23 protein-coding genes and 1 pseudogene are annotated in these 25,056 nt (G+C 65.5%); 8 read left to right on the top strand and 16 right to left on the bottom strand.

What is annotated here, in order from left to right:
• Positions 1 to 54: 54 nt before the first annotated feature.
• From E4191_RS22315 to E4191_RS22285, 7 genes are all read right to left on the bottom strand, one after another.
• Entirely contained in the window at positions 55 to 501 is a 447-nt protein-coding gene (locus tag E4191_RS22315) for a GFA family protein (RefSeq protein ID WP_139616510.1), read from the bottom strand.
• 147 nt (positions 502 to 648) lie between these two features.
• The gene (locus tag E4191_RS22310; RefSeq protein WP_139616509.1) at positions 649 to 1,320 is read right to left on the bottom strand and encodes a glutathione S-transferase family protein; all 672 of its coding nucleotides are present in this window, start codon (positions 1,318 to 1,320) and stop codon (positions 649 to 651) included.
• Between the two features lie 22 nt (positions 1,321 to 1,342).
• Positions 1,343 to 1,789: a GFA family protein gene (locus tag E4191_RS22305; RefSeq protein ID WP_139616508.1), complete on the bottom strand. Its 447-nt coding sequence runs from the start codon at positions 1,787 to 1,789 to the stop codon at positions 1,343 to 1,345.
• A complete protein-coding gene (locus E4191_RS22300; protein WP_139616507.1) occupies positions 1,786 to 2,268 on the bottom strand; it encodes a VOC family protein in 483 nt (160 codons plus the stop codon). Before E4191_RS22300 ends, E4191_RS22305 begins: the two co-directional genes overlap by 4 nt.
• On the bottom strand, positions 2,268 to 3,044 hold the full coding sequence (locus tag E4191_RS22295) for a VOC family protein (protein ID WP_139616506.1): 777 nt from the start codon (positions 3,042 to 3,044) through the stop codon (positions 2,268 to 2,270). Before E4191_RS22295 ends, E4191_RS22300 begins: the two co-directional genes overlap by 1 nt.
• Positions 3,041 to 3,409, bottom strand: coding sequence for a DUF1428 domain-containing protein (locus E4191_RS22290; RefSeq protein WP_139616505.1), 369 nt, complete (start codon positions 3,407 to 3,409; stop codon positions 3,041 to 3,043). The genes E4191_RS22295 and E4191_RS22290 overlap by 4 nt, the downstream gene beginning before the upstream one ends.
• A gap of 35 nt (positions 3,410 to 3,444) precedes the next feature.
• Positions 3,445 to 4,143 carry a DUF899 family protein gene (locus tag E4191_RS22285; protein ID WP_176562880.1) on the bottom strand — a complete coding sequence of 233 codons (699 nt, stop codon included), beginning with the start codon at positions 4,141 to 4,143 and terminating at the stop codon, positions 3,445 to 3,447.
• Between the two features lie 83 nt (positions 4,144 to 4,226).
• Between E4191_RS22285 and E4191_RS22280 the strand changes: the two genes are divergently transcribed.
• Complete coding sequence (locus tag E4191_RS22280) at positions 4,227 to 4,649, top strand: MarR family winged helix-turn-helix transcriptional regulator (RefSeq protein WP_139616503.1); 423 nt, start codon at positions 4,227 to 4,229, stop codon at positions 4,647 to 4,649.
• A 398-nt stretch (positions 4,650 to 5,047) separates the two neighbouring features.
• On the opposite strand, the gene E4191_RS22275 is transcribed toward E4191_RS22280, so the two are convergent.
• On the bottom strand, positions 5,048 to 6,979 hold the full coding sequence (locus E4191_RS22275) for a TonB-dependent receptor plug domain-containing protein (RefSeq protein ID WP_139616502.1): 1,932 nt from the start codon (positions 6,977 to 6,979) through the stop codon (positions 5,048 to 5,050).
• A gap of 153 nt (positions 6,980 to 7,132) precedes the next feature.
• Positions 7,133 to 7,450 carry a hypothetical protein gene (locus E4191_RS22270; RefSeq protein ID WP_139616501.1) on the bottom strand — a complete coding sequence of 106 codons (318 nt, stop codon included), beginning with the start codon at positions 7,448 to 7,450 and terminating at the stop codon, positions 7,133 to 7,135.
• Between the two features lie 522 nt (positions 7,451 to 7,972).
• Between E4191_RS22270 and E4191_RS22265 the strand changes: the two genes are divergently transcribed.
• The 5 genes from E4191_RS22265 to E4191_RS22245 all read left to right on the top strand — a co-directional run bounded on the left by E4191_RS22265 (position 7,973) and on the right by E4191_RS22245 (position 14,578).
• A complete protein-coding gene (locus tag E4191_RS22265; RefSeq protein WP_228461933.1) occupies positions 7,973 to 8,470 on the top strand; it encodes a polysaccharide pyruvyl transferase family protein in 498 nt (165 codons plus the stop codon).
• Positions 8,471 to 8,860: 390 nt separating this feature from the next.
• Positions 8,861 to 10,951 (top strand): TonB-dependent siderophore receptor, encoded by a 2,091-nt coding sequence (locus E4191_RS22260; protein ID WP_139616499.1) that lies wholly within the window; start codon positions 8,861 to 8,863, stop codon positions 10,949 to 10,951.
• Positions 10,945 to 11,856, top strand: coding sequence for an ABC transporter substrate-binding protein (locus E4191_RS22255; protein ID WP_407947102.1), 912 nt, complete (start codon positions 10,945 to 10,947; stop codon positions 11,854 to 11,856). The genes E4191_RS22260 and E4191_RS22255 overlap by 7 nt, the downstream gene beginning before the upstream one ends.
• Positions 11,853 to 13,814, top strand: a complete 1,962-nt coding sequence (fhuB, locus tag E4191_RS22250; protein ID WP_139616498.1) for a Fe(3+)-hydroxamate ABC transporter permease FhuB — start codon at positions 11,853 to 11,855, stop codon at positions 13,812 to 13,814. The genes E4191_RS22255 and fhuB overlap by 4 nt, the downstream gene beginning before the upstream one ends.
• Entirely contained in the window at positions 13,811 to 14,578 is a 768-nt protein-coding gene (locus tag E4191_RS22245) for an ABC transporter ATP-binding protein (protein WP_139616497.1), read from the top strand. The genes fhuB and E4191_RS22245 overlap by 4 nt, the downstream gene beginning before the upstream one ends.
• 396 nt (positions 14,579 to 14,974) lie before the next feature.
• Here the strand turns inward: E4191_RS22245 and E4191_RS22240 are convergent, their stop codons facing one another.
• The 6 genes from E4191_RS22240 to E4191_RS22215 all read right to left on the bottom strand — a co-directional run bounded on the left by E4191_RS22240 (position 14,975) and on the right by E4191_RS22215 (position 21,927).
• Entirely contained in the window at positions 14,975 to 16,396 is a 1,422-nt protein-coding gene (locus tag E4191_RS22240; RefSeq protein WP_139616496.1) for a M20 family metallopeptidase, read from the bottom strand.
• Between the two features lie 20 nt (positions 16,397 to 16,416).
• Positions 16,417 to 17,418, bottom strand: coding sequence for an ABC transporter ATP-binding protein (locus tag E4191_RS22235; RefSeq protein ID WP_139616495.1), 1,002 nt, complete (start codon positions 17,416 to 17,418; stop codon positions 16,417 to 16,419).
• A complete protein-coding gene (locus E4191_RS22230) occupies positions 17,415 to 18,395 on the bottom strand; it encodes an ABC transporter ATP-binding protein (protein WP_139616494.1) in 981 nt (326 codons plus the stop codon). The genes E4191_RS22235 and E4191_RS22230 overlap by 4 nt, the downstream gene beginning before the upstream one ends.
• Positions 18,392 to 19,300, bottom strand: coding sequence for an ABC transporter permease (locus E4191_RS22225; RefSeq protein ID WP_139616493.1), 909 nt, complete (start codon positions 19,298 to 19,300; stop codon positions 18,392 to 18,394). Before E4191_RS22225 ends, E4191_RS22230 begins: the two co-directional genes overlap by 4 nt.
• Positions 19,297 to 20,274, bottom strand: a complete 978-nt coding sequence (locus E4191_RS22220; RefSeq protein WP_139616492.1) for an ABC transporter permease — start codon at positions 20,272 to 20,274, stop codon at positions 19,297 to 19,299. Before E4191_RS22220 ends, E4191_RS22225 begins: the two co-directional genes overlap by 4 nt.
• Positions 20,275 to 20,337: 63 nt before the next feature.
• Entirely contained in the window at positions 20,338 to 21,927 is a 1,590-nt protein-coding gene (locus E4191_RS22215; RefSeq protein ID WP_228461932.1) for an ABC transporter substrate-binding protein, read from the bottom strand.
• Between the two features lie 135 nt (positions 21,928 to 22,062).
• Here E4191_RS22215 and E4191_RS22210 point away from each other — a divergent pair, with 135 nt between their 5' ends.
• Positions 22,063 to 23,046: a LysR substrate-binding domain-containing protein gene (locus tag E4191_RS22210; protein ID WP_331459698.1), complete on the top strand. Its 984-nt coding sequence runs from the start codon at positions 22,063 to 22,065 to the stop codon at positions 23,044 to 23,046.
• Positions 23,047 to 23,056: 10 nt separating this feature from the next.
• Positions 23,057 to 24,223 (top strand): acetylornithine deacetylase, encoded by a 1,167-nt coding sequence (argE, locus tag E4191_RS22205; protein ID WP_139616490.1) that lies wholly within the window; start codon positions 23,057 to 23,059, stop codon positions 24,221 to 24,223.
• Between the two features lie 479 nt (positions 24,224 to 24,702).
• On the opposite strand, the pseudogene E4191_RS24425 reads toward argE, so the two are convergent.
• A pseudogene (locus E4191_RS24425) lies at positions 24,703 to 24,972 on the bottom strand (hypothetical protein).
• Between the last annotated feature and the right edge of the window lie 84 nt (positions 24,973 to 25,056).

Genomic DNA, 25,056 nt, shown 5'->3' with positions numbered 1-25,056 from the left:
TCGAATGCGGCTGACGATCGGATCAAACGGCAGATGTCGGTCCAGAAACACGCATCAGTCGAATCCAAACCCTGCAGCCTTGGCCTCCGCAACAACATGCGCGCCGGTCTTTTCAGGGGTTTCGGCAGCCAGCCGCGCCCAGGGCTGCCGCTCGTCCACGAAGATCTGCATGCCGATCTTGACGTCGTCTTGTAGCGTGAACAGACCCGCCATCAAGGCGCGGGTGCCACCAGGAACAAAGTGATACCACAGATTGCTGCCGCATCGACTGCAGAAGGCGCGCTCGGCCCATTCCGACGACGTGTAGCGGGATACATGCTCTTCGCCGGTGATCGTGATTGCGTCCTCTGGCAGACCATGCAGGCAGAAAAGCGGCCCACCGCTCCACCTTTGGCACATGGAGCAATGGCAGACTTCGATGCTGTCGCCAGTTCCCTGCACGACAAGGCGGACCGACCCGCATAAACACCTTCCTTCCAGCATGTGCGCCGCTTCCGTCATCTTGGTCTCCTCGTATGATGATATGAGTGTCGCCGCTCACAGGAGGGCACCGAGCCCTTCATGGCTCGAATTGATTGCCTGCGGGGGCCGATGGATGCGTCGCGACGCATGCTGGTTCCAGTTACGGTCCTGTGGCCGGACGAGGCCTTAGCCTGCCGCCTCGTACCTTGCGGCGTTTTCGAGGAAGGGTTTCATCTGCCCCTCTAGAGCCGCGCGGAAGGCGGGCCGTGCCGTGTGCCGGTCGACATAGGCGCGCAGGGTCGGGTATCCGGCGATCAGGTCGTCGGGCACATCGCGCAGGACCGTAGTGAGCACGATGTCGGCGACCGAGAACCCGCCTGCGATATGCGGCTCAGGACCCAATACCGCGGCCAGCTTGTCGAGCATGTCCCGGGCGGCGCTGGCGATCTCGGGACGGATGCGCGCGGCCGCCTCCTTGTCCTTGATGAACAGATCCAGCATGGCCAGCATGCCGACCGGCGGCTCCAACGTGTTCAGCGCGGCGAAGACCCAAGCCAGCACCCTGTCGCAGGCGGCGGGGTCCTGTGGCAGCAGCGTGTCGCTGGTTTCGGCGATGCGCCAAAGGATCGCCCCGCTTTCGAACAGGGTGCGTCCGTCGATCTCCAGAGTCGGGATCTGACCGAAGGGCTGCCGGCGCAGATGCGAGGGGTGCTTTTGCGCGCCTTGGGTCATCACCTCGACCTGATAGGGAAACCCGGCCTCCTCCAGCGCCCAACGGACCCGCAGGTCGCGGACATGGCCTTGGGCGAAGGCGGGCACCCAGTCAAAGGCGGTGACGGTCAGCTTGCTGTCCTTCATGGTAACATCCCTTCTTGCGGGTTCAGGTCGCGCCGATATGTTGGCCATAGGCGGCGACGAGGTCGGCAAAGGCCTCCATCGGCGGAAATTCCTCGAAACTGTGCTGCGCCGGGGTGTTGGCCCAAGGCAGCTTCTCGCGGGTCCAGGTCTCGATGAAGGGTTCGCACCATGCGGGATCGTCTAGCATCGGCGCGCGCAGGTTCACCATGTTGCCCCACCGGGTGAACACCCAGCTTTTGCAATGGTCGCAATGATGGTGGTGGGCCTCGGGGCCGTGCAGGCCGCCGATGACGGTATCGCCTTGCGTGATCATGAAGGCTTCGCCGGCAAAGGCTGCTGACAGCGAGAAGGCGCTGCCGGTCATCCTCTGGCAGCCGGTGCAGTGACAGGCGCTGGTCACGGCCGGCAGCGCGGTGATGCGGAAGCGCACCCTGCCGCAGCGGCACTGGCCGGTGAGGGGCAGGGTCATGGCGCATCGCCCTTGGCCGCCGCCTCGATGGCCGCGACGTCGAGTTTGACCATCCGGGTCATCGCCTCCATCACGCGGCGGGCCTTGGCGCGGTCGGGATCGGCCAGCAGCCGGGGCAGGATGCGCGGCGTGACCTGCCAGCTGAGACCGAAGCGGTCTTTGATCCATCCGCAGGCGACCGGCATGCCGCCATCGGACAGTGCGTCCCAGTACCGGTCAACCTCGGCCTGATCGTCGCAATCGATGGACAGCGAGACGGCATCGGTGAAGGGATGGCCTGGCCCGCCGTTCATGGCGATGAAGCCGCGACCGTCAAGGGTAAAGGCCACGGTGATGATCTGTCCCGCCGCGCCGCCGGGATAATCGATCGGGCTGGGGGTGCGATCAGTGATCCGGCTGTCGGGAAACAGGGCGGTATAGAATTCGGCGGCCTCAAGGGCCTGACCGTCGAACCACAGAAAGGTGCTGATCTGGTCCATCAGACGGCTCCGCCCGGGCGTTTGCCGGTCAGCATCACCTTGGCCCCCTGCGGGTCGGTGATCTGGATCATCCAGTCGCCCTCGTCGCCGGGCAGTTCGACCGGGCCCTGCCGGACGGTCCCGCCCGCCGCCTCAACCGCCGCCTTGGCGCGGTCAATATCGGGCACGGTAAAGGCAAAGTTCCAGAACGGCACCGTGCCGGGCTGGGGCGCGGTCATCATCGCGCCGATCATGCCGCCGTCATGGCCGATGAAGCTGTAATCCCCCATGCCTTCCATCGGCATCGCCCCGGCCTTCGTCCAGCCGAACAGCGCCCCATAAAAGGCGAAGGACCCGTCCTGATCCGATGTCACCAACTCGTTCCAGCTGCAATGCCCGGGTCTTGCGGGCGCGAATGCGGTGCTGTCGGCGGCACTGTCGCCCCGCATCAGATAGAAGCTGGCCCCCTGCGGGTCGGTCACGAAGGCAAAGCGCCCCACGCCGGGGATGTCCTGCGGACCCAGATGCACCCGGCCGCCCAGATCGGTGACCCGCGCGGCCATGGCATCGACATCGCCCACGCCGAAATAGACCGCCCATGTCGCGGGCATGGTCGTGGAGATCACGCCGCCCACCCCCTCGCCATCGGCGGCCGTGAAGATGCGGTAATCGCGCTCCATCCCGCCAGGAGGGGTGTCGAAGACCCAGCCCATCACCGGGGCATAGAAGGCCTGCGCCGCGTCGGGGGCGTCGGTCATCAGCTCGTACCAGATCGGGGTTCCGTCAGGGTTCGTCATTGTTCCGCTCCCCGGCCCATCTCGAAGATCGGGGCGAAGCCGCCATAGATCATCCGTTTCATGTCGAACGGCGCATCCGAGGGCGGCGTCATCCGGTTGTCGGTTTCCATGCGCGCCTCGGCGGCGTCGGCGGTGGCGCGGTCGGGCCAGACGATCCAAGAAAACACCACGGTCTCGCCCTCGCCCGCCTGCACCGCGCGGCGGAAATCGGTGACGGTGCCGTCGCGCACATCGTCGCCCCAGGCCTCCATCATCTCCAGCGCGCCGTAATCGCGAAACATCGCCGCCGCATCCGCAGCCATCTTTCGGTAATCCTCTTTCCGGTCGTTCGGGACCGGGACCACGAAGCCGCTGACATAGGTCATGGGGTTCTCCTTTGAAGGGGGCGTTGGGGGACGGATCAGTCGTCCAGACGCGGATACCAGTCGGTGCCGCGCCCCTCGGGCGTGGTGTCCAGCATCACCCAGAGCGGGTTCAGGTCCGGGGCGGAATGCGGGTCCTGACCGGGATCGGCGATCTCCATCCCGCCTTCGCCGCTGTAGAAGTGACGCACCTTGCCATCGCTGCGCCGGAAGATCGTATAGGCGGGCATGTCCGCATCGCGTTCGCCCACATAATCGGCGGTGAAGTCGCCCGAGGGATCGGACAGGAAGGTCAGGCTGGTCCAGCCCCGCTCGACCGCGCAGTCCAGGATGCGGGCGATCGGGGACCGTGCGACGACGACCAGCGCGGCACGCTGTGCGACATGACGCGCCATGCCGTCCCACGTGTCCAGAAGCGCCGCGCACATCGGGCAGACCCGCGTCCGGTCGGGGCCATACATCATCGAATAGACGATCAGCGTGTCATGGCGGCCGAACAATCCGGCCAAGGTAGTCGGTCCGTCCTTGCCGTCGAACGCATAATCCTGCGCGATCTCGCCCCCGGGCGGCAAGGCGCGGCGCTGCGCGGCCACCTGCTGGATATGGCGCCTCAGGCGGATCTCCTCGGCCAGAAGGGCAGTGAGCGCTGCACGATAGTCGGCGCTTTCATTTCGCCATCGCGTGGTGGAGCGGAATGCCAGATCCGCAGCCGGTAGCAGCGTTTCGGTCATGGTGATCCTCCGATTCCCTTGACAGTTACGTTGATATCAACGTAAAAGCATCTGTGTCAACGAATTCCTCACATCACGCCAGTTTCGGCATGACTTTGCTGGTGCGCGACAGCTGCCTGTGCCTGCACACGCAACGCGCCGCCCGCGCCCTGTCCCGCCGCTTCGACGAAGCCTTGCGCCCCGCCGGTCTAAAATGCGGACAGTTTTCGCTGCTGATCTCGCTGAACCGGCCCGAGCCGCCCACGATCGGATCGGTCGCCCGTCTGCTGGCAATGGACCGCACGACGCTGACCGCCAATCTCAAGCCGCTGGAGCGGCGCGGCCTGCTGACGGTGACGCCCGATGCCGAGGACCGCCGATCTCGCCGCCTGACCCTGACGGCCAGCGGTCTGGCGCTGCTGGAACAGGCGATCCCGATCTGGATCGCCACCCATGCCGCAATCGAGCAGACGCTGACCACCGATACTGACGCCCTGCGCGCGCAGTTGAATGCAATCTCAGCAATCTCCTGAGCGCAGTCCTGACCTACAGACCGTCGAAGAAGTTGGCCCGCAAGCCTGCGAGACGCATGTTTCAGGTACGGTTCCATGATGTCAGGTTGGTAAGCTCGAGGGTCCTCGTGCGTTCGCGTCAGGCATCGCGCAAGCAGGCGGCGAAAGCTCCGACCACCCCACTGTCGGAACTTCTTTCTTCGTCACCCATTTCACAAATGCGCGTGTTTGATAATCTGCTGGCGAAGCAAGAATACGCTCTCCTCTGTCACTGAACGTTTTATGTTTGAAGATGGGATGGCAACAATCGGCATCCAGGCGCGCTTGCAACCTGAATGCTTGACCCTCGCACAATGTTTCGCACGCAAATGGGGCAGCTCCATCGATATCAGCTTCTGTGCTGCTGCCCCGGGTTTTGATCAGAACCGCAGCACGGCGGTGGCTGAGATGCTGCGGCCCGGTTCGCGCTGGCCCACCACCTCGGCATAGTCGCCGCCATAGCTGGCGCGGTCCACATAGTTGCGGTCAAAGAGGTTGGTGACCTCGGCGCGGAAGGTGACATTGTCGAGGACGGCCGGCTCGTATTCGGCGAAGATGTCGACGACCGTGTAACCCGGCCAGTCGCTGTCGGTGTCCGCCGCGCGGGTCTCCTCCTCGATGGCATGCTGGACGATGCCGCCCAGGGTCAGCCCGGCCCCTACCTCGTGGCGCGCCTCCAGCGTCAGCATGGCGCCCGGGATGGTGCCCAGTTCACGGACATCGAAACTGGAGGCCCCGCGCCCGTCCAGCGTCACCTCGGTATCGCTGTATCGCAGCGCCGCGAAGCCCCCCCGCCAGTCTTGGCGGGCCGACAGGCGGAAACTTTCGCTTTCCAGGTCCCGGGCGGTCAGGCCCTTGCGGACATCGCCAAGACGGGTGCGGAAGATCTCGGCCCCCAGGGTGGTGCCGCCCTGCGTCCATTCGGCCCCCAGAACCCGGTTCTGCCCGCGCGTCGCCCCGAGCGCGTCATAGGCGTCGGGTGCCGAAAAATCGTCCAGCTCGTAGACCGAGGCCAGCTGCGTGCCCCCGAACACGCTGGAGGCGCCGGCATTCAGCGACAGAGTATCTGTCACGTGCCAAGTGATCGCGGCATTGACGCTGGCCCCGTCGGTATCGACCGCCTGCCCGCCCACGCCGGTGAAGCGGCTCTGGTCATAGCGCAGGCCGGCGCTGTAATCGATCGGGCCGTGGCGGCCCCGCGCCTGCACGAAGAGGCCGGTATTGGTACGATCCTCGCGGAAGGCCAAGACGCTGCCATCGTATTGACCCTCGTACCGGCCGCGGCTGCGAGCGGTGTCCAGACCCGCGGTGACCTCGGCCCCGCCCAATTGGAACCGGTTCTGCACGACCAGGCTGACCGTGTCGGCAACACCAGTGTTGAAATCTGGGGCGGGGGTTTCGGCGGTCGCCAGGTCGAACGTATCGAGCGCGCTTTCGCTGCGGGACAGGCGGATTTCGGGGTTCAGCAGGCCATCGGTGCCCGTGCGGCGCAGGGTCAGGGTCTGGCTGTTCTGGTCCAGGGCATAGCGCCGCGTCTCGGGCGTGGGGCGCCCGCCGAACACGCCGCCCAAATTGGCGCGATAGGGCCGCAGGGCATCGTCCTTGAACCCGATCGCACCCAGCTCGGCCCGCCAGTCGCCCATCTGCGTGCCCAGCTTCAGCGCAAAGCTGGTCATGTCGGCACCTGTGCGCGGCACGACCGCGCCATCGCCGTCCGTGTAGGCCTCGCCCGTCGCGCGCTTGCCATAGACCAGGACATCGACGGGCCCCTGCTGCCCATAGAGCGCAAGCGCACCCGTGGCGGTATCGCCATTGCCCGCAAGGCCGGTGGTGGCCTGCCCCCCGAAGCGGCGTCCGGGCTCCAGCAGGTCCGGCGCCGATTTCGTCTCATAGGCCAGGCTTCCGGCCAAGGCCGCAAAGCCCGCATCGGCAGGCGCCACACCCGGATCGACGCGGGCGGCCTTCAGCAGGTTCGGGTCAATGATGTTCGTGCCGGTGTGATGAAACATGCGGTTGTTCTGTGCTGCCCCGTCGACGCTGACCGCCAGCTGCTGCTCATCGATGCCGTTGACGAACACCCGTTCGGCAATGGCGATGCCGCCGCCCACGGTCACGCTCGGCTCGGCGCGGAACAGGTCTTCCAGCGTGCCGGTGCGCGCATCCCGGATCTGGGCCTCGCTCACGGCAATCTGGCCCGAGGGGTCATCGACCACGGACAGGACGATGGGATCCAGCAGAATGGCCTGCGCCAAGGCATGGCCGGGCAACAGGGAAGAACCGAGCAGCACAGCTGCAAGCGGGGATTTCGACATCTCTCACTCCTTCGTGTCAACGAATGAGCTTGCAAGAGCGTCGGACCGCGTCGGCTGGCTTCTGAAATCCTCTAAGCACAGGATATTGCAAAGGTCACCAGGCTTTTTATCCGATTCGGTGTCCCGCCTTGAGGTGTGGCACATTGGGACCATTCACGGAGGATATCGATCCTGGCGTCGCCTGCGACCGATCCAACTGGCTGCCGCCGACACGATCGTCACCGGAATGGCCAGTGCGGCCAGAAGCGCCAGCCCGAAAGCGGACATCGGACCAAGGCCTGCAAGAGTTAGCATGACAGGGAACTGGGCCTGGGTCAGGATGATTCCCACCAGCCAGCCTCGATGCTCAGATCGGAACCCGATGATCGCTGCCAGAAGACCCGAGATCGGGTAGGCGACTGTCCAATAGCTTTCCGCATCCCATGGCTCGGGCGTGCCCGCAACGATCGACACGACCAGCCAGAAACACATTCCCACCGTCGCAAGGCCAGCGAATTTTATGACAAATTTCATATGCGCCCTTATCGCTGATTATTTGCTGCTAGTGTGCAATGCAGGTGGTCCCCTGTCCCCGCCACCATCGATGAGCGTTTCGAGAAGACTAATGGCCCGGCTCGACCTTCGATAGTTGTTCTGGCACGCACTGGCGCTATGCATCTGAAAACCCCGAAGCAAGGGTTCGCCCCGGTGTTGTCAGCAAAAGGGAATTGTTGATTAGGAACGCGCCTTAATGGCGAGTACTCGAACTATAGTTCCGGTGGAAATTTAGCTTGCTGGTCACTCTGTTCCCAAAGCCATGCCTCGATTTCCGGCTTGGACGCCCGAGCGGGACAGTGACAGAACGGTGCGTGCCGATCTGAGCTTTCGGGAGACATCGCCCTCTGTGCCGGTCGTGGGCATCTGTCTGGCCGGACCCCAACGCGAATATGCGGGGCGTCACCGGGGCGAACTGGCTGCCGCGAAACTGTGCCGCTTGATCGAGCGGTCCGGTGTGTGGCCTTCATTGAACTGGACACCTCGGTGCCGGTCGAAACGAATAGGTTCGGTCTGTCCAACGCGGCGCAGTTTGAAGCGATCCTCGGCAGGCTGGATGCGATGCTGACCACCCGGCTTCATGGCATGGTGCTGGCACTGAAGAATGGTATTCCGACCATTGCGATCGATCCGGTTTCCGGTGGCGACAAGGTCACACGTCAGGCAGGCAAGCTGGGCTGGACCGAAGTGTTCGATCCAGATCTGGTGAGCGACGAGGATCTGTCAGCAGCCCTGACCCGGTGTCTGTCTAAGGCGGGGCGTGCAAAAGCCTGTCTGGTCAAGGACGCGGCAATCTTGTCTTTGGCGGATTTCGACACCGAGTTCGAAGCGGCGTTACAGGTTCCGGCCCGGCCAGAGCTGCGGGCCCACCTCATCCCAAAGGCTAGCAAGGTTCGTGAATGGCGAAAGAGGTTCAAGGCCTGGAAGCGGCGGCGTCGGGCGAAGACCAGTCGCTGATTGCACTGCCGCCGCCTGCCGGATTGGCAGCAATGCTACGTCCATCAAGGATGCTGTGCAGTTGAGACGTTCCTAAAAGATTTAGCACCCTTACCAAACCTGCGTTTGGGGGATCGAGGCGCTGAAAAACTCTGTAGCGCCCGTATTGTTCGAAAAAGTAGCTCGCACAGCAACTGAAGCCGCTCAACCGTCACGACTTGAATGACGTCGACATCGAGTGGGCCGGATAATTTCAGCACCAACACTGCCTGTCGTGGCTGCTAGTGAGGTGTCCGAAAATCGCAGTATTCCCGCTGCCTGCACAGCCGGATGCTTCCTGAACTTTTCTCAGATTGACGAATCCGACAAAACTAGTCAGTTAACCGGAAAGCCGTCAATTAGCAGGTCATCGTGTCCCCCTCATTCCGTTCGACATGCCTCGCAGGGGCCAGCATCCTTGCGCTTTCGGCAACCGCCGCCCTGTCGCAGGACGCGCCGGAGCCCATTCTGCTGGACGAGATCGTCCTGACGGCCACAACCGATACCTCGGCGCAGGCGGACGGCTATGTCGCGGGCTATGGGCAGGTGGCAACCAAGTCCGACACCCCGCTGGCGGAGACGCAGCAGTCGATCTCGGTTGTCACCGGCCAGCAGATCGAAGACCAGAACGCCCAAACCCTGGGACAGGCGCTGAACTATACCGCCGGTGTGCTGGGTGAGCCCTTTGGCGCCGATCCGCGCTTCGACAGTCCGACGGTGCGCGGCTTCGAGGCACGCGGATCGCAATATGTGAACGGGTTGCGCCAGCTGCGCTACATGGGCGCCCCGGCCTTCGAGACCTATGGCGTCCAGCAGGTCGAGGTTCTGAAAGGCCCGAATTCGTCGCTTTACGGCGCGGGATCGCCCTCGGGGATCATCAATCAGGTGCAGAAGCGCGCGCAGGCCACCAATGTCACCGAGATTGGCACAGGTTATGACAGCAATGACAGCGGACAATTGTTCTTCGATGTGAACCGCGCGCCGTCCGACGTGCTGTCGTGGCGCCTGACCGGGATCGCCCGCGACAGCCAGAGCCAGATCAGCCAGTTGACCAACCAGCGCGGCTATCTGGGCGCGGCGCTGCGCTATGCGCCCAATGCGCTGACCACGGTGGACCTGATCGCGTCCTACACCAAGGACGCGCCGATCTCGCCGCCGGGCGTGCCCTTCGCGCTGACCGGGATCGCGGACGGCAAGGACCTGCGCGACGATTACTATGGCGAGCCCTCCTTCGACGACAGCGACCGCGAGATGGCCAATGTCGGCATCGAGATCAGCCACGAGCTGGACAATGGCTGGACCCTGTCGCAGGGCTTCCGCGCCGAGCGGTTCGATTGGGACTATACCGGCCATTACGTCAGCGGGCTGACCGATGACGGGCTGGCGGTCACGCGCGGTGCCAACCGGCAGCAGGAAAGCACCTCGGGGCTGAACCTCGACACGCGTCTGTCGAACCGGATCACCACCGGCGCCGTGACCCATGATCTGCTGGTCGGGCTGGATATCCGCCAATACGACGCGGACACGACGACCGAGTTCTTCTTTGGTCAGCCGTTGGACTGGCGGGCGCCGGACTATGGCGCCCTGCCCCTGCAGCCCGCCTGGTACACCAGCATCAGCGACGTGACACTGAAGCAGGTCGGGATCTATCTGCAGGACGAGATCTCGGTCGGCAATTGGCGCGGCTCTCTGGCTCTGCGGCAGGACTGGACCGAACAGACCGGTGCTGAGTTCACCAATTTCGTTGGAGAGAGCGGGCTGGACCAGTCCGACGACGCGCTGACCGGGCGGGCTGGCCTGTCCTATGTGATGGCTAACGGCGTGATGCCCTATGCCAGCTATTCGACCTCGTTCGACCCCTTGGTCGGGCTGGACGACACGACCGGCGAGACGCTTGAGCCCACCACCGGCAAGCAGTGGGAGCTGGGCGTGAAATACCAGCCCACCACCTTCGACGGCCTGTTCACCGCGGCGGTCTATGATCTGACGCAAGAGAATTTGGTCCGCAATCTGGGGGCCGGGGTGAACCGGCAGGTGGGCGAGATCACATCCCGGGGTCTGGAACTGGAGGCCACGGCCGAGCTGACCGAGGGATGGGCCGTCCGCGCAGGCTATGCCTATAACCGCACCGAGCAGGTCGGCGGCCCCGAGGACGGGCTGGAGATGCCCAACGCCCCCCGCCATCTGGCCAGCCTGTGGGTCGACCGCGATTTCGGCAACGGTATCCGCGCCGGGGGCGGCGTGCGCCATATCGGCTCGCGCAAGGGCGATTTCGGAAACACCTTCGAACTCGACGGCGTCACGCTGGTCGATCTGGGCGCCAGCTATGCGCGCGGCAATGTCGAGGCATCCGTCAATCTCGCCAATCTGACCGACGAGGTCTATCTGGCCAATTGCGGGTCCTTCGGCTGCTATTACGGCGAGGGGCGCACGCTGGCGGCCAAGGTGGCATACCGGTGGTAGGGGCCGGGGCCGCATCCTGCGGGCCCTCGCGTCGCCGCTTTCTGACCGCCGCCGGCGCGATGCTGGCGGCGCCTTCCGCTTGGGGGGCACCTGCAGCGTCCCCGCACTCGGCCCCGAGACTTGCGGCCATAGACTGGGCGATGCTGGAAACCGCCGTGGCAATCGGGCACATGCCTGTCGCGGCAGCCGAGCTGATCCGTTTTCGCGCCGATGCCGTCACGCCCGCCATCCCGCCCGAGGTCACCGATCTGGGCCTGCGCGGCGCCCCCAATTTCGAACTGCTGCAGCTGGTCCGACCCACGCTGATCCTCAGCTCCCCCTATTACACGCGCTACGAGGTGCGGCTGGCGCAGATCGCACCGGTCCTGTCGCTGCCCTTCTACATTCCCGGAGAGCCACCCTTGTCCAAAGCGATGGCAGCGCTGACCGAGATGGCGGATCGCATCGGCGATCCCCGCGCGGGCGATGCGGCCCATCGTCAAGCCGAGGCCGATCTGGACTGTCTTGCAGCGCGCTTGGCACTTCGTGCGGACCGGCCGCTGGCGCTGATCGACATCGGCGATGCCCGCCATCTGCGTGCCTTCGGCCATGACAGCCTGTTCGGCAGCACGCTGAACCGGCTTGGGCTGAGGAATGCCTGGTCGGGCCGAACCGCCTTCAGCTTCATGGCCCCCGTCCCGATCGAGCGCCTCGCCGAAATGCCCGAGGCGCGGCTGATCATCATCGGCTCCATTCCGCCCGAGGCCCGGCGCGGGCTGGGGCGCAGCGTCCTGTGGCAGGCGCTGCCGCAGGTGGCAGCGGGTCGGGTCCATCACCTGCTGCCGGTCAATGCCTTCGGCGCGGTGCCTTCGGCCCTGCGCTTCGCGGGACTGCTGGCCGAGGCTCTGGACGGGGCCCAGGGATGAGCCCCACCCGCACTCTGCTGCCCTTGGCGGCCCTTGTCGCGCTAGCTTTGTGGATGATGGCGGCGCGGAACCTGCCATGGCCCGGCTGGCCGATGGACCCAGCTGTCATGAGCCTCGATCAGATCCGCATGGGATACGGGCTGATGCCGCGCGGGGTGATCGCCTGGCTGGCCGGTGCCGCGCTTGGCCTGTCGGGCGCGATCCTGCAGGTGGTGCTGCGCAATCCGGTGGCCGATCCCACCACGCTCGGCATCTCGTCGGGCGCGCAGCTGGCGTTGGTGCTGGCCACGATCATCGCTCCTGCCCTGCTGGAGGGCGGGCGCTGGCCCATCGCCATGGCCGGCGGACTGGCGGCGGCGGGCCTCGTGCTGGCCATCGGCGCGGCGCGGGCCTTCGCGCCCGTGACGATGGTGATCGCGGGGATGCTGGTCGGGCTGACTGCATCAGCGGTGGCGACGGCGGTGACGCTGGCGCAGGGGCAGTATCTGCTATCGCTGGTGATCTGGAACGGCGGATCATTGGTCCAGCAGGACTGGAGCGGGGTGCGCAATCTGGCGCTGGTGCTGGCCTTGGCCGGGCTGGCGGCGGCGGCACTGGCGCGCCCGTTGCGGGTGCTGTCCCTGGGGGCCGAGGGCGCGGCGGGGCTGGGGCTGAACGTCGCCGCCATGCGGCTGGCCGCCGTGGTGCTGGCGGTCTGGATCGCGGCCAGCGTGGCGGCCGAACTGGGCCTGATCGCTTTCGTCGGTCTGGCTGCGCCCGCGCTGGCCCGCAGCCTTGGCGCGCGAAGCATCCCGGCGCTGCTGGTCTGGTCGCCGGTCCTGGGGGCACTGATCCTGTCGCTCTGCGACGGGCTGGTGCTGGCCGTGGCCGGTCTGGGGGGCGAGACCTTCCCCACCGGCGCCCTTACCGGGCTGGTCGGCGGGCCGCTGCTGATCTGGCTGCTGCCGCGCCTGCGCGGATCGACTCCGCCGGGCCATGAGCGCGGAGAGGGGCCCGCCCCCCGCCTGCCCCGCCCCCGGCGCCTGCTGGCGGCGTTGGCCGGGGTGCTGCTGGCCTTGACGCTGGTCCTGCTGGGGATCGGTCGGGTGCCGGGCGGATGGGCGGTGCTGGACGCGGACAGCCTGGCGGCCTTTCTGCCGATGCGCCTGCCGCGCCTGATCGCGGCAGCGGCCTCGGGGGCGGCACTGGCCCTGGCGGGCGCGATCCTGCAGCGCCTGACCGCCAACCCGCTGGCCTCGCCTGAGGTGCTGGGCGTCTCGGGTGGCGCGGCCTTGGGCTTTGCTGCCGTGACATTCGGGGTGGCCGCCCCCGCCGCGGTGGCCCTGACGCTTGGCAGCTTGGCGGGCGGCGCACTGGCCTTGGCCATCGTCATCGCCTTCACCACCCGCCGCGACATGCCGCCCGAGCGGGTGCTGCTGGCGGGCATCGCGGTCTCGGCGCTGGCCTCGGCGGTGCTGTCGGCGATGATGGCGGTGGGGGACGCGCAATCCTGGGCGATCCTGACATGGCTCAGCGGATCAACCGGCACTGTGACAATGACCGGCGCGCTGGCGCTGGCGGCACTGGCGGGGGCCGTCTGGCTGGCCGCGCTGGCGGCGCGGCGATGGCTGGCGCTGCTGCCACTTGGCGCGGGAGTCGCGGCGGGGGCCGGGCTGAACCTGCCGCTGGTGCGCCTGGCACTGGTCGGACTGGCGGGCTTGGCCACCGGCGCCGCCACGCTGGTGACCGGGCCGCTGAGCTTCGTGGGGCTGATGGCCCCGCATCTGGCCCGCCGGATCGGCCTGGCGCGTCCCGGCGACCATCTGACCGGCAGCGCGCTGATCGGCGCGGGCCTGATGCTGGCCGCCGACTTCGGCGCCCGCATGGCGGGTTTCCCCTATGAGCTGCCCCTGGGCCTCTTCGCCACGCTGATCGGGGCGCCTTGGCTGATCTGGCTGATGACAAGGACCCCCCGATGACCCTGTTCACGCTGCGCAACTTGACCGTGGACGTGCCGGGCCGCCGCCTGCTGGACGACATCTCGCTGGATCTGCCGGCGGGCCGGATGATCGCGCTGATCGGGCATAACGGCTCGGGCAAGTCGACGCTGCTGAAGGTGCTGGCCCGGCAGGGTGCGGCCTCGGGGCAGGTCAGCTTCGAGGGCCGCTCCTTGTCCGACTGGCGCCCGCGCGACCATGCCCGCAGGCTGGCCTTTCTACCCCAGACCCTGCCCCCGGCCGAAGGGATGCTGGTGCGCGAGCTGGTGGCGCTTGGTCGCTATCCCTGGCACGGCGCGCTTGGTCGCGTCACGGACGCCGACCGCACGGCCATCGCCCGCGCCATGGCCGAATGCGGGGTGGAGGCCTTTGCCGAGCGGCTGGTCGACAGCCTGTCCGGCGGCGAGCGGCAGCGCGTCTGGCTGGCGATGATGGTCGCGCAGGCGGCTGGAACCTTGCTGCTGGACGAGCCGATCAGCGCGCTGGACATCGCTCATCAAGTCGAAGTTCTGTCCCTGGTCCGACGCATGTGCATCAATGCGAGTCGCAGCGCCGTCATCGTGTTGCACGAGGTCAACATGGCGGCCCGTTTCTGCGACCACATCGTCGCGCTGAAGAGCGGACGCGTGGCGATGCAGGGCAGCCCCGCGGAACTGATGCGCCCTGAGACGTTGCAGGATATCTATGGCCTGCGCATGGATATCCTGACCCGCCCCGACGGGCATCCAGTCGCGGTTGCGGCATGATCGCCCTCGCCCGACATCGAGATGCCATTCGCCTTGTGCGTCCATTCGGAAATTGGGCCAGCGACTGACATCCTTTAAACTGCCAGGAAAAAGACATCGTCGAATCCAGGCCCAATAATGGGTATTCGTGCGGTCCGTGTTGCATTGGCCGGTCACATGACATTCCTCAGCCGGAACAGCCCTTCAACCGAGCAGACGACGCACATGCACCTGTGCGCAACGCCCGACGCATCCGCGCAAGTCTGGTGGACACGAGGGCCAAAAGCCCGATCTGATCCGGCAGGCGACGACCCCGCCCGATGTCGATTAACAACTGCAATAACGGACGGGTCGGATTTTTATGCGGCCCAAGGCGCGGCGATGGGTGCCAGTCTGGTTTAAAGCAGTACTATTTTCTCAGGTGTTCGGCCCTCCCACCGGGGGCTGGGTATCCGCTGGAATGGGGCAGCTGTAGGGCTGATCGGCCAAATGATCGGCGTGGGCGGCCAAGGCGGCCTTGATCAGGCCCGGATCGGTCAGCGCCGCGTGGGCCGTCGCGGCCATGACCTTGGCCGCGTGCAGCATTCCTTTATGCGCCGCAGGGGCTTTGCCCTGTGCGGTCTGCTGCCAGCTGTGAAGCGCTGTGCCCACGGCGCAGGTGGCCACACGGGCCTGGACGGTCGGCACCGCCCAGCTGACATCTCCGACATCGGTCGATCCCATGCCGCCCATGAACGGACGGTCCAGCGGCGCGATGAAATCGCACAGGGGCAGGTCGTAATCGGGCTTCATCGCCAGGCGCTTGAAGGTGTCGGCGATGTCCTCTCGCGTCAGGCTTTCGCGGATGGCAGTGGCGAAGGCCGCGTCCTGGGCGTCGAAGGGGACCGGGCCCAACGCCTCGAACTGGGCCTGCATGGCGCGCGACAGGGGCAGGTTCTCGGTCAGGTTCGACACGGCAGAGAACACGCGCGAGGTCACGGTCGTCCCGGACATCAGCGCGGCCCCATCGGCGATCCTGCGCACCCGGTCGACCAGCGAGGACAGGCCCGCCAGATCGGGGCTACGGATCAGCTGGCGCACGGTCGCCTTGGCCTGCACCACGTTGGGCGCGATGCCGCCCGCGTCCAGATAGGCGTAATGCACCCGGGCCGCGTCGGGCATGTGCTCGCGCATGTAGTTGATGCCGATGTTCATCAGCTCGACCGCATCCAGCGCCGAGCGCCCCAGTTCCGGCGCGCCCGCCGCATGGGCGGCCTTGCCATGGAAGGTGAAGTCGATCCGGGTGTTGGCCAGGGATCGCATGTCATCGACCGCGTTGAAGCTGGCCGGGTGCCAGGTGATCGCGATATCCACATCGTCGAACAGCCCGTCGCGGACCATGTAGGTCTTGGCCGCGCCGCCCTCCTCGGCAGGGCAGCCGTAATAGCGCACGCGACCGGCGATGCCTTGCGCCTCCAGCCAGTCCTTGACAGCGGTGGCCGCCGACAGGGCCGCCGAACCCAGCAGGTTGTGCCCGCAGCCATGGCCGAAGCCATGGTCGGCGATCTGGCGGGGCTCGGCCAGGCCGGGTTTTTGGCTGAGGCCCGGCAGGGCGTCGTATTCGCCCAGGATGGCGATGACCGGGCCACCCTGCCCTGCCTCGCCCATCACGGCGGTCGGGATGCCGGCCAGGTTTTCGGTCACGCGAAATCCTTGGTCGCGCAGCATCCGGGTATGGGCGGCGCAGGATTTCACCTCGCCATAGGCCAGTTCGGGTGTGTCGAACACGCGATCGGCAAGGTCGGTGAACTCGGCGGCGCGGGCATCGACCAGCGGCCAGATCGGATTGTCGTTTCGCATGGGGGTCTTCCTTTGGTCGTTCAGGCGCGGTCGTTCAGGTGACAGGCCGACAGGCGGCCGGGAGCCACCTGCTTCAGCGGCGGCACCTCGGCGCGGCAGCGGTCATGGGCGTGCGGGCAGCGGGGGTGGAAATGGCAGCCCGAAGGCGGGTTCAGGGGCGAGGGGATCTCGCCCTTGATGGCATGATAGGTCTTCTTGCCGGTCTCGAAGGTGGGGATCTCGCTCACCAGCGCCTGCGTGTAGGGGTGATTGGGGCGGGCGATCAGATCCTCGGCCTCGCCCAGTTCGACCAGTCGACCCAGATACATCACCGCGATTCGGTCCGAGATATGTTCGACCACGCCCAGATCATGGCTGACGAACAGGTAGGTCAGATCGAAATCCTGCCGCAGTTTCACGAACAGGTTCAGCACCTGCGCCTGGATCGACACGTCCAGTGCCGCCACGGATTCGTCGCAGACCAGAAAATCGGGGCGCACCGCCAGCGCGCGGGCGATGCCCACCCGCGCCCGCTGCCCACCCGAGAACTGGTGCGGGTACCGCTTGCCCATGCTGGGATCCAGGCCGACCTGTTCCAGCATCTGCTCGACATAGGCGGGGATCTCGCGCCGGGGCACGATGCCGTGGACGCGGGGTGCCTCGCCCACGATGTCACGCACCTGAAGGCGCGGGTTCAGCGACGACATGGGATCCTGAAAGATCATCTGGATCTTCAGGGCAGCATCCCGCGCGGCAGCGCCCTTCAGCTCCGCCACGTCCTGCCCGTTATAGAGAATGCGCCCTTGGCTGGGCTTGGTCAGCCCCGCCACCATGCGCCCGAGCGTGGACTTGCCGCAGCCGGACTCGCCGACCAGCCCCAGAACCTCGCCCCGGCGGATGTCCAGGTCGATGCCATCGACCGCATGGACGGTCACGGGGGCAAGCTTGGCGCCCAAGCGACGGGCGGTGCGTTCGGCGATGTCCAGATCCTTGGAGAACCGCTTGGACAGGCCCTCGATCTGCAGAATGGGGGCTTCGGTCACGGCGTGGCCTCGTGGTCGGCATGGGGGTGGTGGCAGCGAACCTGACGGTCGGGACCGGCGGGTGTCAGTGCGGGTTCGACCTGACAGGCCGCATCGGCGCGCGGGCAGCGGGGTGCGAACTTGCAGCCCTGCGGCAGGTTCAGAAGCGACGGCGTCATGCCCCTGATCTGGGTCAGCATCGCCCCGTGGCGCTTGCCCTGCGGCACGCTGTCGATCAGCCCACGCGTATAGGGATGGCGGGGATTGGCGATGATCGCAGCCGTGGGGCCGTCCTCGATGATGCGGCCCGCGTACAGGACCGCCAGCCGGTCGGCGAGGCCCGACACCACGGCCAGATCATGGGTGATCCAGATCAGCGCGGTGCCCGATTGGGCGCACAGCTTTTGCACCTCGGACAGGATCTGGGCCTGGATGGTCACGTCCAGCGCGGTGGTGGGTTCGTCCGCGATGATCAGGTCGGGCTTGTGCAACAGCGCGATGGCGATGGCCACACGCTGGCGCATGCCTCCCGAGAACTGGTGCGGATAGCTTTTCAACCGCTCGTCCGGCGAGGAGATGCCGACCTGCACCAGCGCTTCGCGACAGCGGTGCAAGGCCTCGGCTTTCGAGACGTTTTCGTGCGCGCGCACCGTCTCGACCATCTGCGTATCGATGCGCAGGACCGGGTTTAGGGTCATCATCGGGTCCTGAAAGATCATGGCGATCCGCTTGCCGCGCAAGGACCGCATGACCGGCTCGCCGCCGGCGATCAGGTCGGTGCCGTCAAAGATCACCTGCCCGCCGGCGACGCGGCCCGGCGGATCGACCAGCCCCAAGATGGAAAAGCCGGTGACCGACTTGCCCGATCCGGATTCGCCGACCAGACCCAGGATCTGGCCCTTTTCCAGCGCGAAGCTGACCCCGTCCACGGCCTTGGCCACCCCGTCACGGGTGAAGAAATGCGTCTGCAGGTCGCGGACGTCCAGTAGGGCGGTCATGTCTGCAACCTCGGGTTCAGGACATCGCGCAGGCGGTCGCCCACGACATTGATGGCGATGATGGTGACAACCAGGGCGATGCCGGGAAAGACGCTGACCCAGTAGCGGCCCGACAGCAGGTAGTCGTACCCGTTGGCGATCAGCAGCCCCAGGGACGGCTCCGTGATAGGCACGCCGACGCCCAGGAAGGACAACGTCGCCTCCAACGCGATGGCCTGCGCGATCTGCACGGTGGCCACGACGATCAGCGGCGGCACGCAATTGGGCAGCAGATGGCGAAACATGATCCGCCGGTTGGACAGGCCCAGGCACCGGGCGGCGTCGATGTAATCCTTTCGCGTCTCGACCATGGCGGAACTGCGCACGGTGCGCGCGTAATAGGCCCATTGCACGATCACCAGCGCCAGGATCACCTTGTCCACTCCGCGTCCCAGCAGGGCCAGCAAAATCAGCGCGATCAGGATGGCCGGAAAGGACAGCTGCAGATCGACGATGCGCATCACGATGCTGTCGAAGCGCCCGCCGAAATAGGCGGCGGCAACGCCGACGATGGTGCCGATGGTGATCGCCAGCGTCAGCGAGACGACCGCCACCATCAGGCTGATGCGCAGCCCGTACATGATGCCCGACAGCATATCGCGGCCCTGCTGGTCGGTGCCCAGCCAGAAGGTCTGGCCAGTGGCAAAGCTGGTCTCTCCGGGCGGCAGGCCGCCATCCATGATGCTGAGCTGCATCAGGTCATAGGGGTTTTGCGGCGCGATCCAGGGCGCGGCGATGGCGATCAGCGCGATCAGCACGAACAGGATCAGGCCGATGACGGCGATGCGATCCTCCACGAACTGCTTTGCGATGCGCTTGGCGGGGCTGTCGATGCGGACCGGGGCGGGGGTTGCGATCTCGGTCATCCCTTCATCTCCGACAGGCGGATGCGGGGATCCAGCAGCGAGTAGATCACGTCCACCAGCAGGTTGATGCCTACGATGATCAGCACCGTCAGCATCAGATAGGCCACGATCACCGGGCGATCCAGCAGGTTGATGCTGTCGATCAGCAGCTTGCCCATGCCCGGCCAGGCAAAGACCGTTTCCGTCACGATGGCGAATGCCACCATGGAACCCAGCTCCAACCCGATGATGGTCACCACCGGGATCATGATGTTCTTCAGCACGTGGACCAGCACCACGCGGCGGGGCGACAGACCCTTGGCGCGGGCGAACTTGACATAGTCCTGCATGCAGACCTCGCGTGTATTGGCGCGAGCCAGTCGGATGATCAGCGACATCTTAAACAGAGCCAGATTGATGGCGGGCAGGATCAGATGCGACAGCCCGTCCCAGGTCAGGAAACTGACCTGCATGCCCAGAAACTCTGTCGTCTCACCACGCCCGCCGGCCGGCAGCCAGCCCAGCAGGACCGCGAAGACCAGGATCAGCAGCATGCCCTGCCAGAAGTTCGGCAGCGAGAACCCCAGGATCGAGCCGCCCATGATCGTGCGCCCGGCGATGCTGTCGGGACGCAGCCCGGCCCAGACCCCAAGCGGGATGCCGATGCCCACCGACAGGGCCAGCGCGACCAGCGCCAGTTCCATCGTGGCGGGCAGGCGGTCCAGGATGATCTCCAGCGCGGGACGGCCATAGACGAAGGAGGTCCCAAGATCGCCCTGCAGCGCATTCCAGACGAAGATGCCGAACTGTTCGTAGAGCGGCCGGTCCAGGCCAAGCCGCTCGACGGTCGCGGCGATCTGGGCCTGCGACGCCTCGGGGCTGACCAGCACATCGACGGGGTTGCCGATGAAGAAGACGCCGATGAAGACCAGCACGGCCATGGCCATGACGGCCAGCAGGCTTTGGCCCACGCGGCGGACAAGATAGACGATCATGATGGGGTCCCTGTGATCGGGCTGTGATCCGGCACCCCGCATCGGGGGTGCCGGAGGGGCGCATCATTCGGCCGCGGATTTGACCTCGGCAGCCAGCGTGTACTGATCCACGCGCGGCTCATAGGTCAGATCAGGCTTCATCGCCCACACGGTCTGCTCGTAATGCAGCGGGATGATGCCGTAATCGTCCAGCACCATGGTCTGGGCATCCTGCAGCATCTGGTCGCGGGCCTCATCGTCGATGGTGGCCATGGCGGTCATCAGCAGCTCGTCCATCTCGGGGTTGGAATAGCGGCCGGCATTGGTCGGCCCCATGCCCAGGGTTTCGTCATAGGTCGCCACCAGCGACTTCAGCGGCGACGACATGTCACCCGACGACGCGCCCCAGCCCGCCAGATAGACCGGGAATTCCAGCGCGTTGCGGCGCGAGAAGAACTGGCTTGCGGTGCTGGCATCCACGCTGACGCTGATGCCGATCTGGGCCAGCATCTGCGCCACGGCCTGTGCCACCTGCTCGTCATTGATGTAGCGGTCGTTGGGCGTGCCAAGCGTGATCGAGAAGCCGTCGGGATAGCCCGCCTCGGCCAGCAACTCGCGGGCGCGTTCGGGATCATAGGCCTCGACCGGGCGTTCGGACGTGCCGAACATCGGCGGCGGCAGCAACTCGCCCGCAGCCTGGGCATAGCCACCCATGATCCGTTCGGTGATGGCCTCGCGGTTGATCGACATCGAAATCGCCTGCCGCACCCGCGCGTCCATCAGAGGATTTTCCCCATCGGTGCCGCCGATGCCCGGCGCGTCCTCTTGCTGCAGCATGTGCAGATAGATCACCCGGTTGGACAGCGCGTCGACGATGGTGAAGCCGTCCTGCTCGATCCGCGGGATGTCCTGGATGGGCGGGGATTCGATCATGTCCACATCGCCTGCCAGCAGCGCCGCGACGCGGGGGCCGTCGCTGGTGATCGGCCGCATCGTGACCTGCTCCCATTGCGGAGTGCCGCCCCAATATCCGTCAAAGCGGGTCACGACCACCTCGGACCCGCGATTGTAGCGGTCGAGGATGTAGGGGCCGGTACCCACCGCGACCGCCGGGTCGTTGAAGGCAGGGGCCTGCGGCACGTCGCCCATGCCCTCGCAGGTCCCGTCGGGGCCGTAGGTCACCTGGTCGTCAGCGCCGAGCGCATTGGCCGACAGGATCGCCAGGCTCCACAGGTCGACGGGCAGCAGGGGGTTGGTGGCGGTGGTGGTGATCGTCAGGGTGTGATCATCCTCGGCCGCCATGTCGGCGATGCCGCCGGTGAAGATGGTGTAGGCCGAGGGCGAGTTCTCCACCAGCGGCACCCGGCAGAACGAATAGATCACATCGCGGGCGGTGAAATCGCTTCCGTCGTGGAATTTGACGCCCTGACGCAGCTTGAACCGCCACGTCGTGTCGTCAACCGCCTCCCAGCTTTCGGCCAGGCCCGGGGTGACCATCTGCAATGCGTCCTGCGTGGTCAGCGCCTCGAAGATGTTCTTGGACACCTGGATGTTGGTCGACAGCTGGTGAAATTGCGGATCCATCGAGGTGGCTTCGGATTTCAGGCCGATGGACAGGTTTTGCGCCGAGGCCGGGGCAAGGCCCGCCGCCATGACGCCCGCGATAAGGGGCAAGCCGAAAGCTTTCACTGGAAGATCCTCTCTGTTGGTCACGCGCGGATCGGTCGCCCCGTGGTTGGTTCCCCGGTGGTGCAATCCCGCTTGCGTTCAGGGTATGATGCGATAATCAGAAGTCAATCACGATTATCAATGCGTTTTTCTCATAGGGTACCGATGGAACGGGATGACGCCGCCACCGATAGGGATCGACGCGCCGGAATTTCCTTGCGTGAACTCGAAGTTTTGCAGGCTCTGGTGGCCTCCGGCACGGCCATCAGTGCGGCGCGAAAGCTGGACATTTCGCAATCCGCTGTCAGTCGCAGGCTGGCTCAGTTGGAAGAACGCCTTGGCTTCAAACTGTTCCTGCGCGCCAATGGCCGTCTGGTCCCGACAGTCGAGGCTCTATCGCTGAGCGAGCAACTGGCGCCGGTGCTGGAGACGCTGGCGCGTCTTGTCCACCGTGCCGACCAGCCCGGCACGGCGCAGGTGGGCGCACTGTCCATCGTGGCCCCCCCGACCATTGCCCACCGGTTCCTGCCGAGCCGGATCGCGACCTTCAAGCGCGCAAATCCCGGCTGCCAGATCACCTTCGATGTGCTGGCCAGTGACAGCCTGCTGACCGGCATCGCCGAGGGGCGTTTCGATATCGGGATGACCGACAGCACCATTGCCCATGAAGGCATCACTTCAGAGCTTCTGCTGGAAACGCAGGCGATCTGTGTCTTGCCAGCGGGCCATCACCTGGCCTCGTTCGACGTGATCCGCCCCGAGGATCTGCAGGACGAATCCTTCATTGCCCTGTCGCGCCGCCATTCCAGCAGGGCCGCCATCGACCGCATGTTCGACAGGGCCGGCGTGACGCTGAAGGTCGTGCTGGAGGCATCGACCAATGTTTCGGTGATCCAGTTCGTCCGCGAGGGGCTTGGCATCTCGCTGCTGAACCCGTTCCCCCTGGTCCATCAGATGGGCGATCAGGTGGTGATGCGCCCGTTCCTGCCGGCAATCCGCTACAGCACCCATTTCCTGCTGCCCTCCAGCCGGGCGCCATCGGCGCTTACTCGAGCGTTCATCCAGGACGTGACCGCCAGTCTGGACCGTACCGCCTATCCGCGCCCCTCCTCTGCCCTGACATGAAGGAAACCCGATGCAGACCCTGTCCAGCCAGCAGATCTTGGCCGATCTGGTTGCTTTTGACACGACCAGTCACAAATCGAACCTGGCACTGATCGACTATGTGCGCGACCACCTCGCCGCATGTGGCGTGGACAGCCGGCTGGTCATGGATGCCACTGGGCAAAAGGCCAATCTGTGGGCGACGATCGGGCCTGCCGACCAGCCCGGCGTGATCCTGTCGGGGCACACCGATACCGTGCCGGTCGAAGGTCAGGACTGGGCCAGTGATCCCTATACGCTGACGGCGCGCGACGGGCGGCTTTACGGGCGCGGATCATGCGACATGAAGGGGTTTCTGGCCTGCGCGCTGGCTGCGGTGCCGGACATGGTGGCACGCGATCTGGCACGGCCGGTGCATCTGGCGTTTTCCTATGACGAAGAGGTCGGCTGCGTCGGCGTCATCGGCCTGCTGGACATGCTGCACGCCAAGAACATCCGTCCCGCCCTGTGCATCGTGGGCGAGCCGACGTCGATGCAGGTGGTGATCGGGCACAAGGCCAAACGCTCGATGCGGGTGACGGTCCGGGGGCGTGGCTGCCATTCCTCGCTGGCGCCGCAGGGGGTGAACGCGGTCGACTACGCCGCCCGACTGGTGGTGCGGATGCAGGATATTGCCGCGCGCCTCGCGTCCGAAGGCGGGCGCGATCTCGATTACGACATCACCCACAGCACGGCCCATACCGGCATCATCCGGGGCGGCACGGCGCTGAACATCGTACCCAACCTGTGCACCCTGGATTGCGAGTTCCGCGTCTTGCCGCAGGAGGATGCCGATGCCCTGGTCCAGGAACTCCGCGACTATGCCCAGCTGGAGCTGGAACCGATGATGCAGCGCATCGCCCCCGAGGCCGGGATCCAGATCGATCTCTATGCGCAGTTCCCGGGTCTGGAGACTGCGCCCGACGCCGAGGTCGTCACCCTGACCAAGCGCCTGACGGGCAGCAACGGCCATTCCAAGGTAGCATTCGGGACCGAAGGGGGCCGCTTTGCGCAAGTCCTCGGAGTGCCGACAGTGATCTGCGGACCAGGCGCGATCGCACAGGCCCACAAGCCTGACGAATATGTCGAGCTATCGCAGCTCGATGCATGCGACCTGTTTTTGCGGCAGCTTGCAGAATGGGCGACAGTGGCCAGTTGAAGGGGTCTCGACGTCCGAACCTCGCCATCGCTGCCCTGCCCCCTAGAGGCTGGACTTGTGAAATCAGGCTTTCAGTACCTTTCTCAGAGAGGGAAAGGCACCGACCCTATCAAGGGTCGCCATGATTATCGGAAGTATTCGTTACAAAGCGGGGGATAAGGTACATCTGGCGAACCTAAACTTTGCTGCAAGAGATTACGTGTCCATCCACTTCGCTAAGGCCATCTGATCTTGGCGGGAAAATGCGGCTACCTCTGCTTGAAAAGCCTGTGCGTGCCCCTGCTGCCGAGGCACGGAAACGGGCTTTTAGGATATTCGAAGACCGAAGCGGCCACGGCTGCCTTGGTCTGCGTTCCAGACCTGCTGCCTGCTTGCCCAAACAACACGGTCGAAGGGACCTTTGCCGCAGCCATGACGAAACCTCCCTGCCGTCAGTCTTGCTTTGAAGACATGCCGCCAATCGGGAGCATGCCCTCTCCCTAGAAGTGCAGGTTTACGTGATGGGTCCGGCACAGCCAGCGAACGTTGAGAGGATCGTCGCAGCAGTCGTGATGGGCGTCGACAAAGTTCGCCCCGCAGACTTCGCAGAGCTGCTTTTGCAACTGGCCCGACATGAGCGCGCGTTGCACGGCGAGATGGGCGCGCTACCTGGACAGATTGGCTCGGCGCCAGTTGGTCTGACGACTGTCGCTTTTCAGAACAGGTTGCTTCTGATCCGGGGGCGTCCTCGCGTCCGGCGTGCGGGTCATCTGGCCCTCCGGTGTTTCGCCATCCCGTGGTGGGATCTGCACCCAAGCTGCCGTCGAGGTGCTGCAGCCCAAGGGCATGATAAG

This window comes from Paracoccus liaowanqingii (assembly GCF_004683865.2).
Taxonomy (GTDB): domain Bacteria; phylum Pseudomonadota; class Alphaproteobacteria; order Rhodobacterales; family Rhodobacteraceae; genus Paracoccus; species Paracoccus liaowanqingii.
The sequence above is the reverse complement of the archived record's forward strand: the minus strand, read 5'-3'. Positions and strand labels throughout refer to the sequence as shown.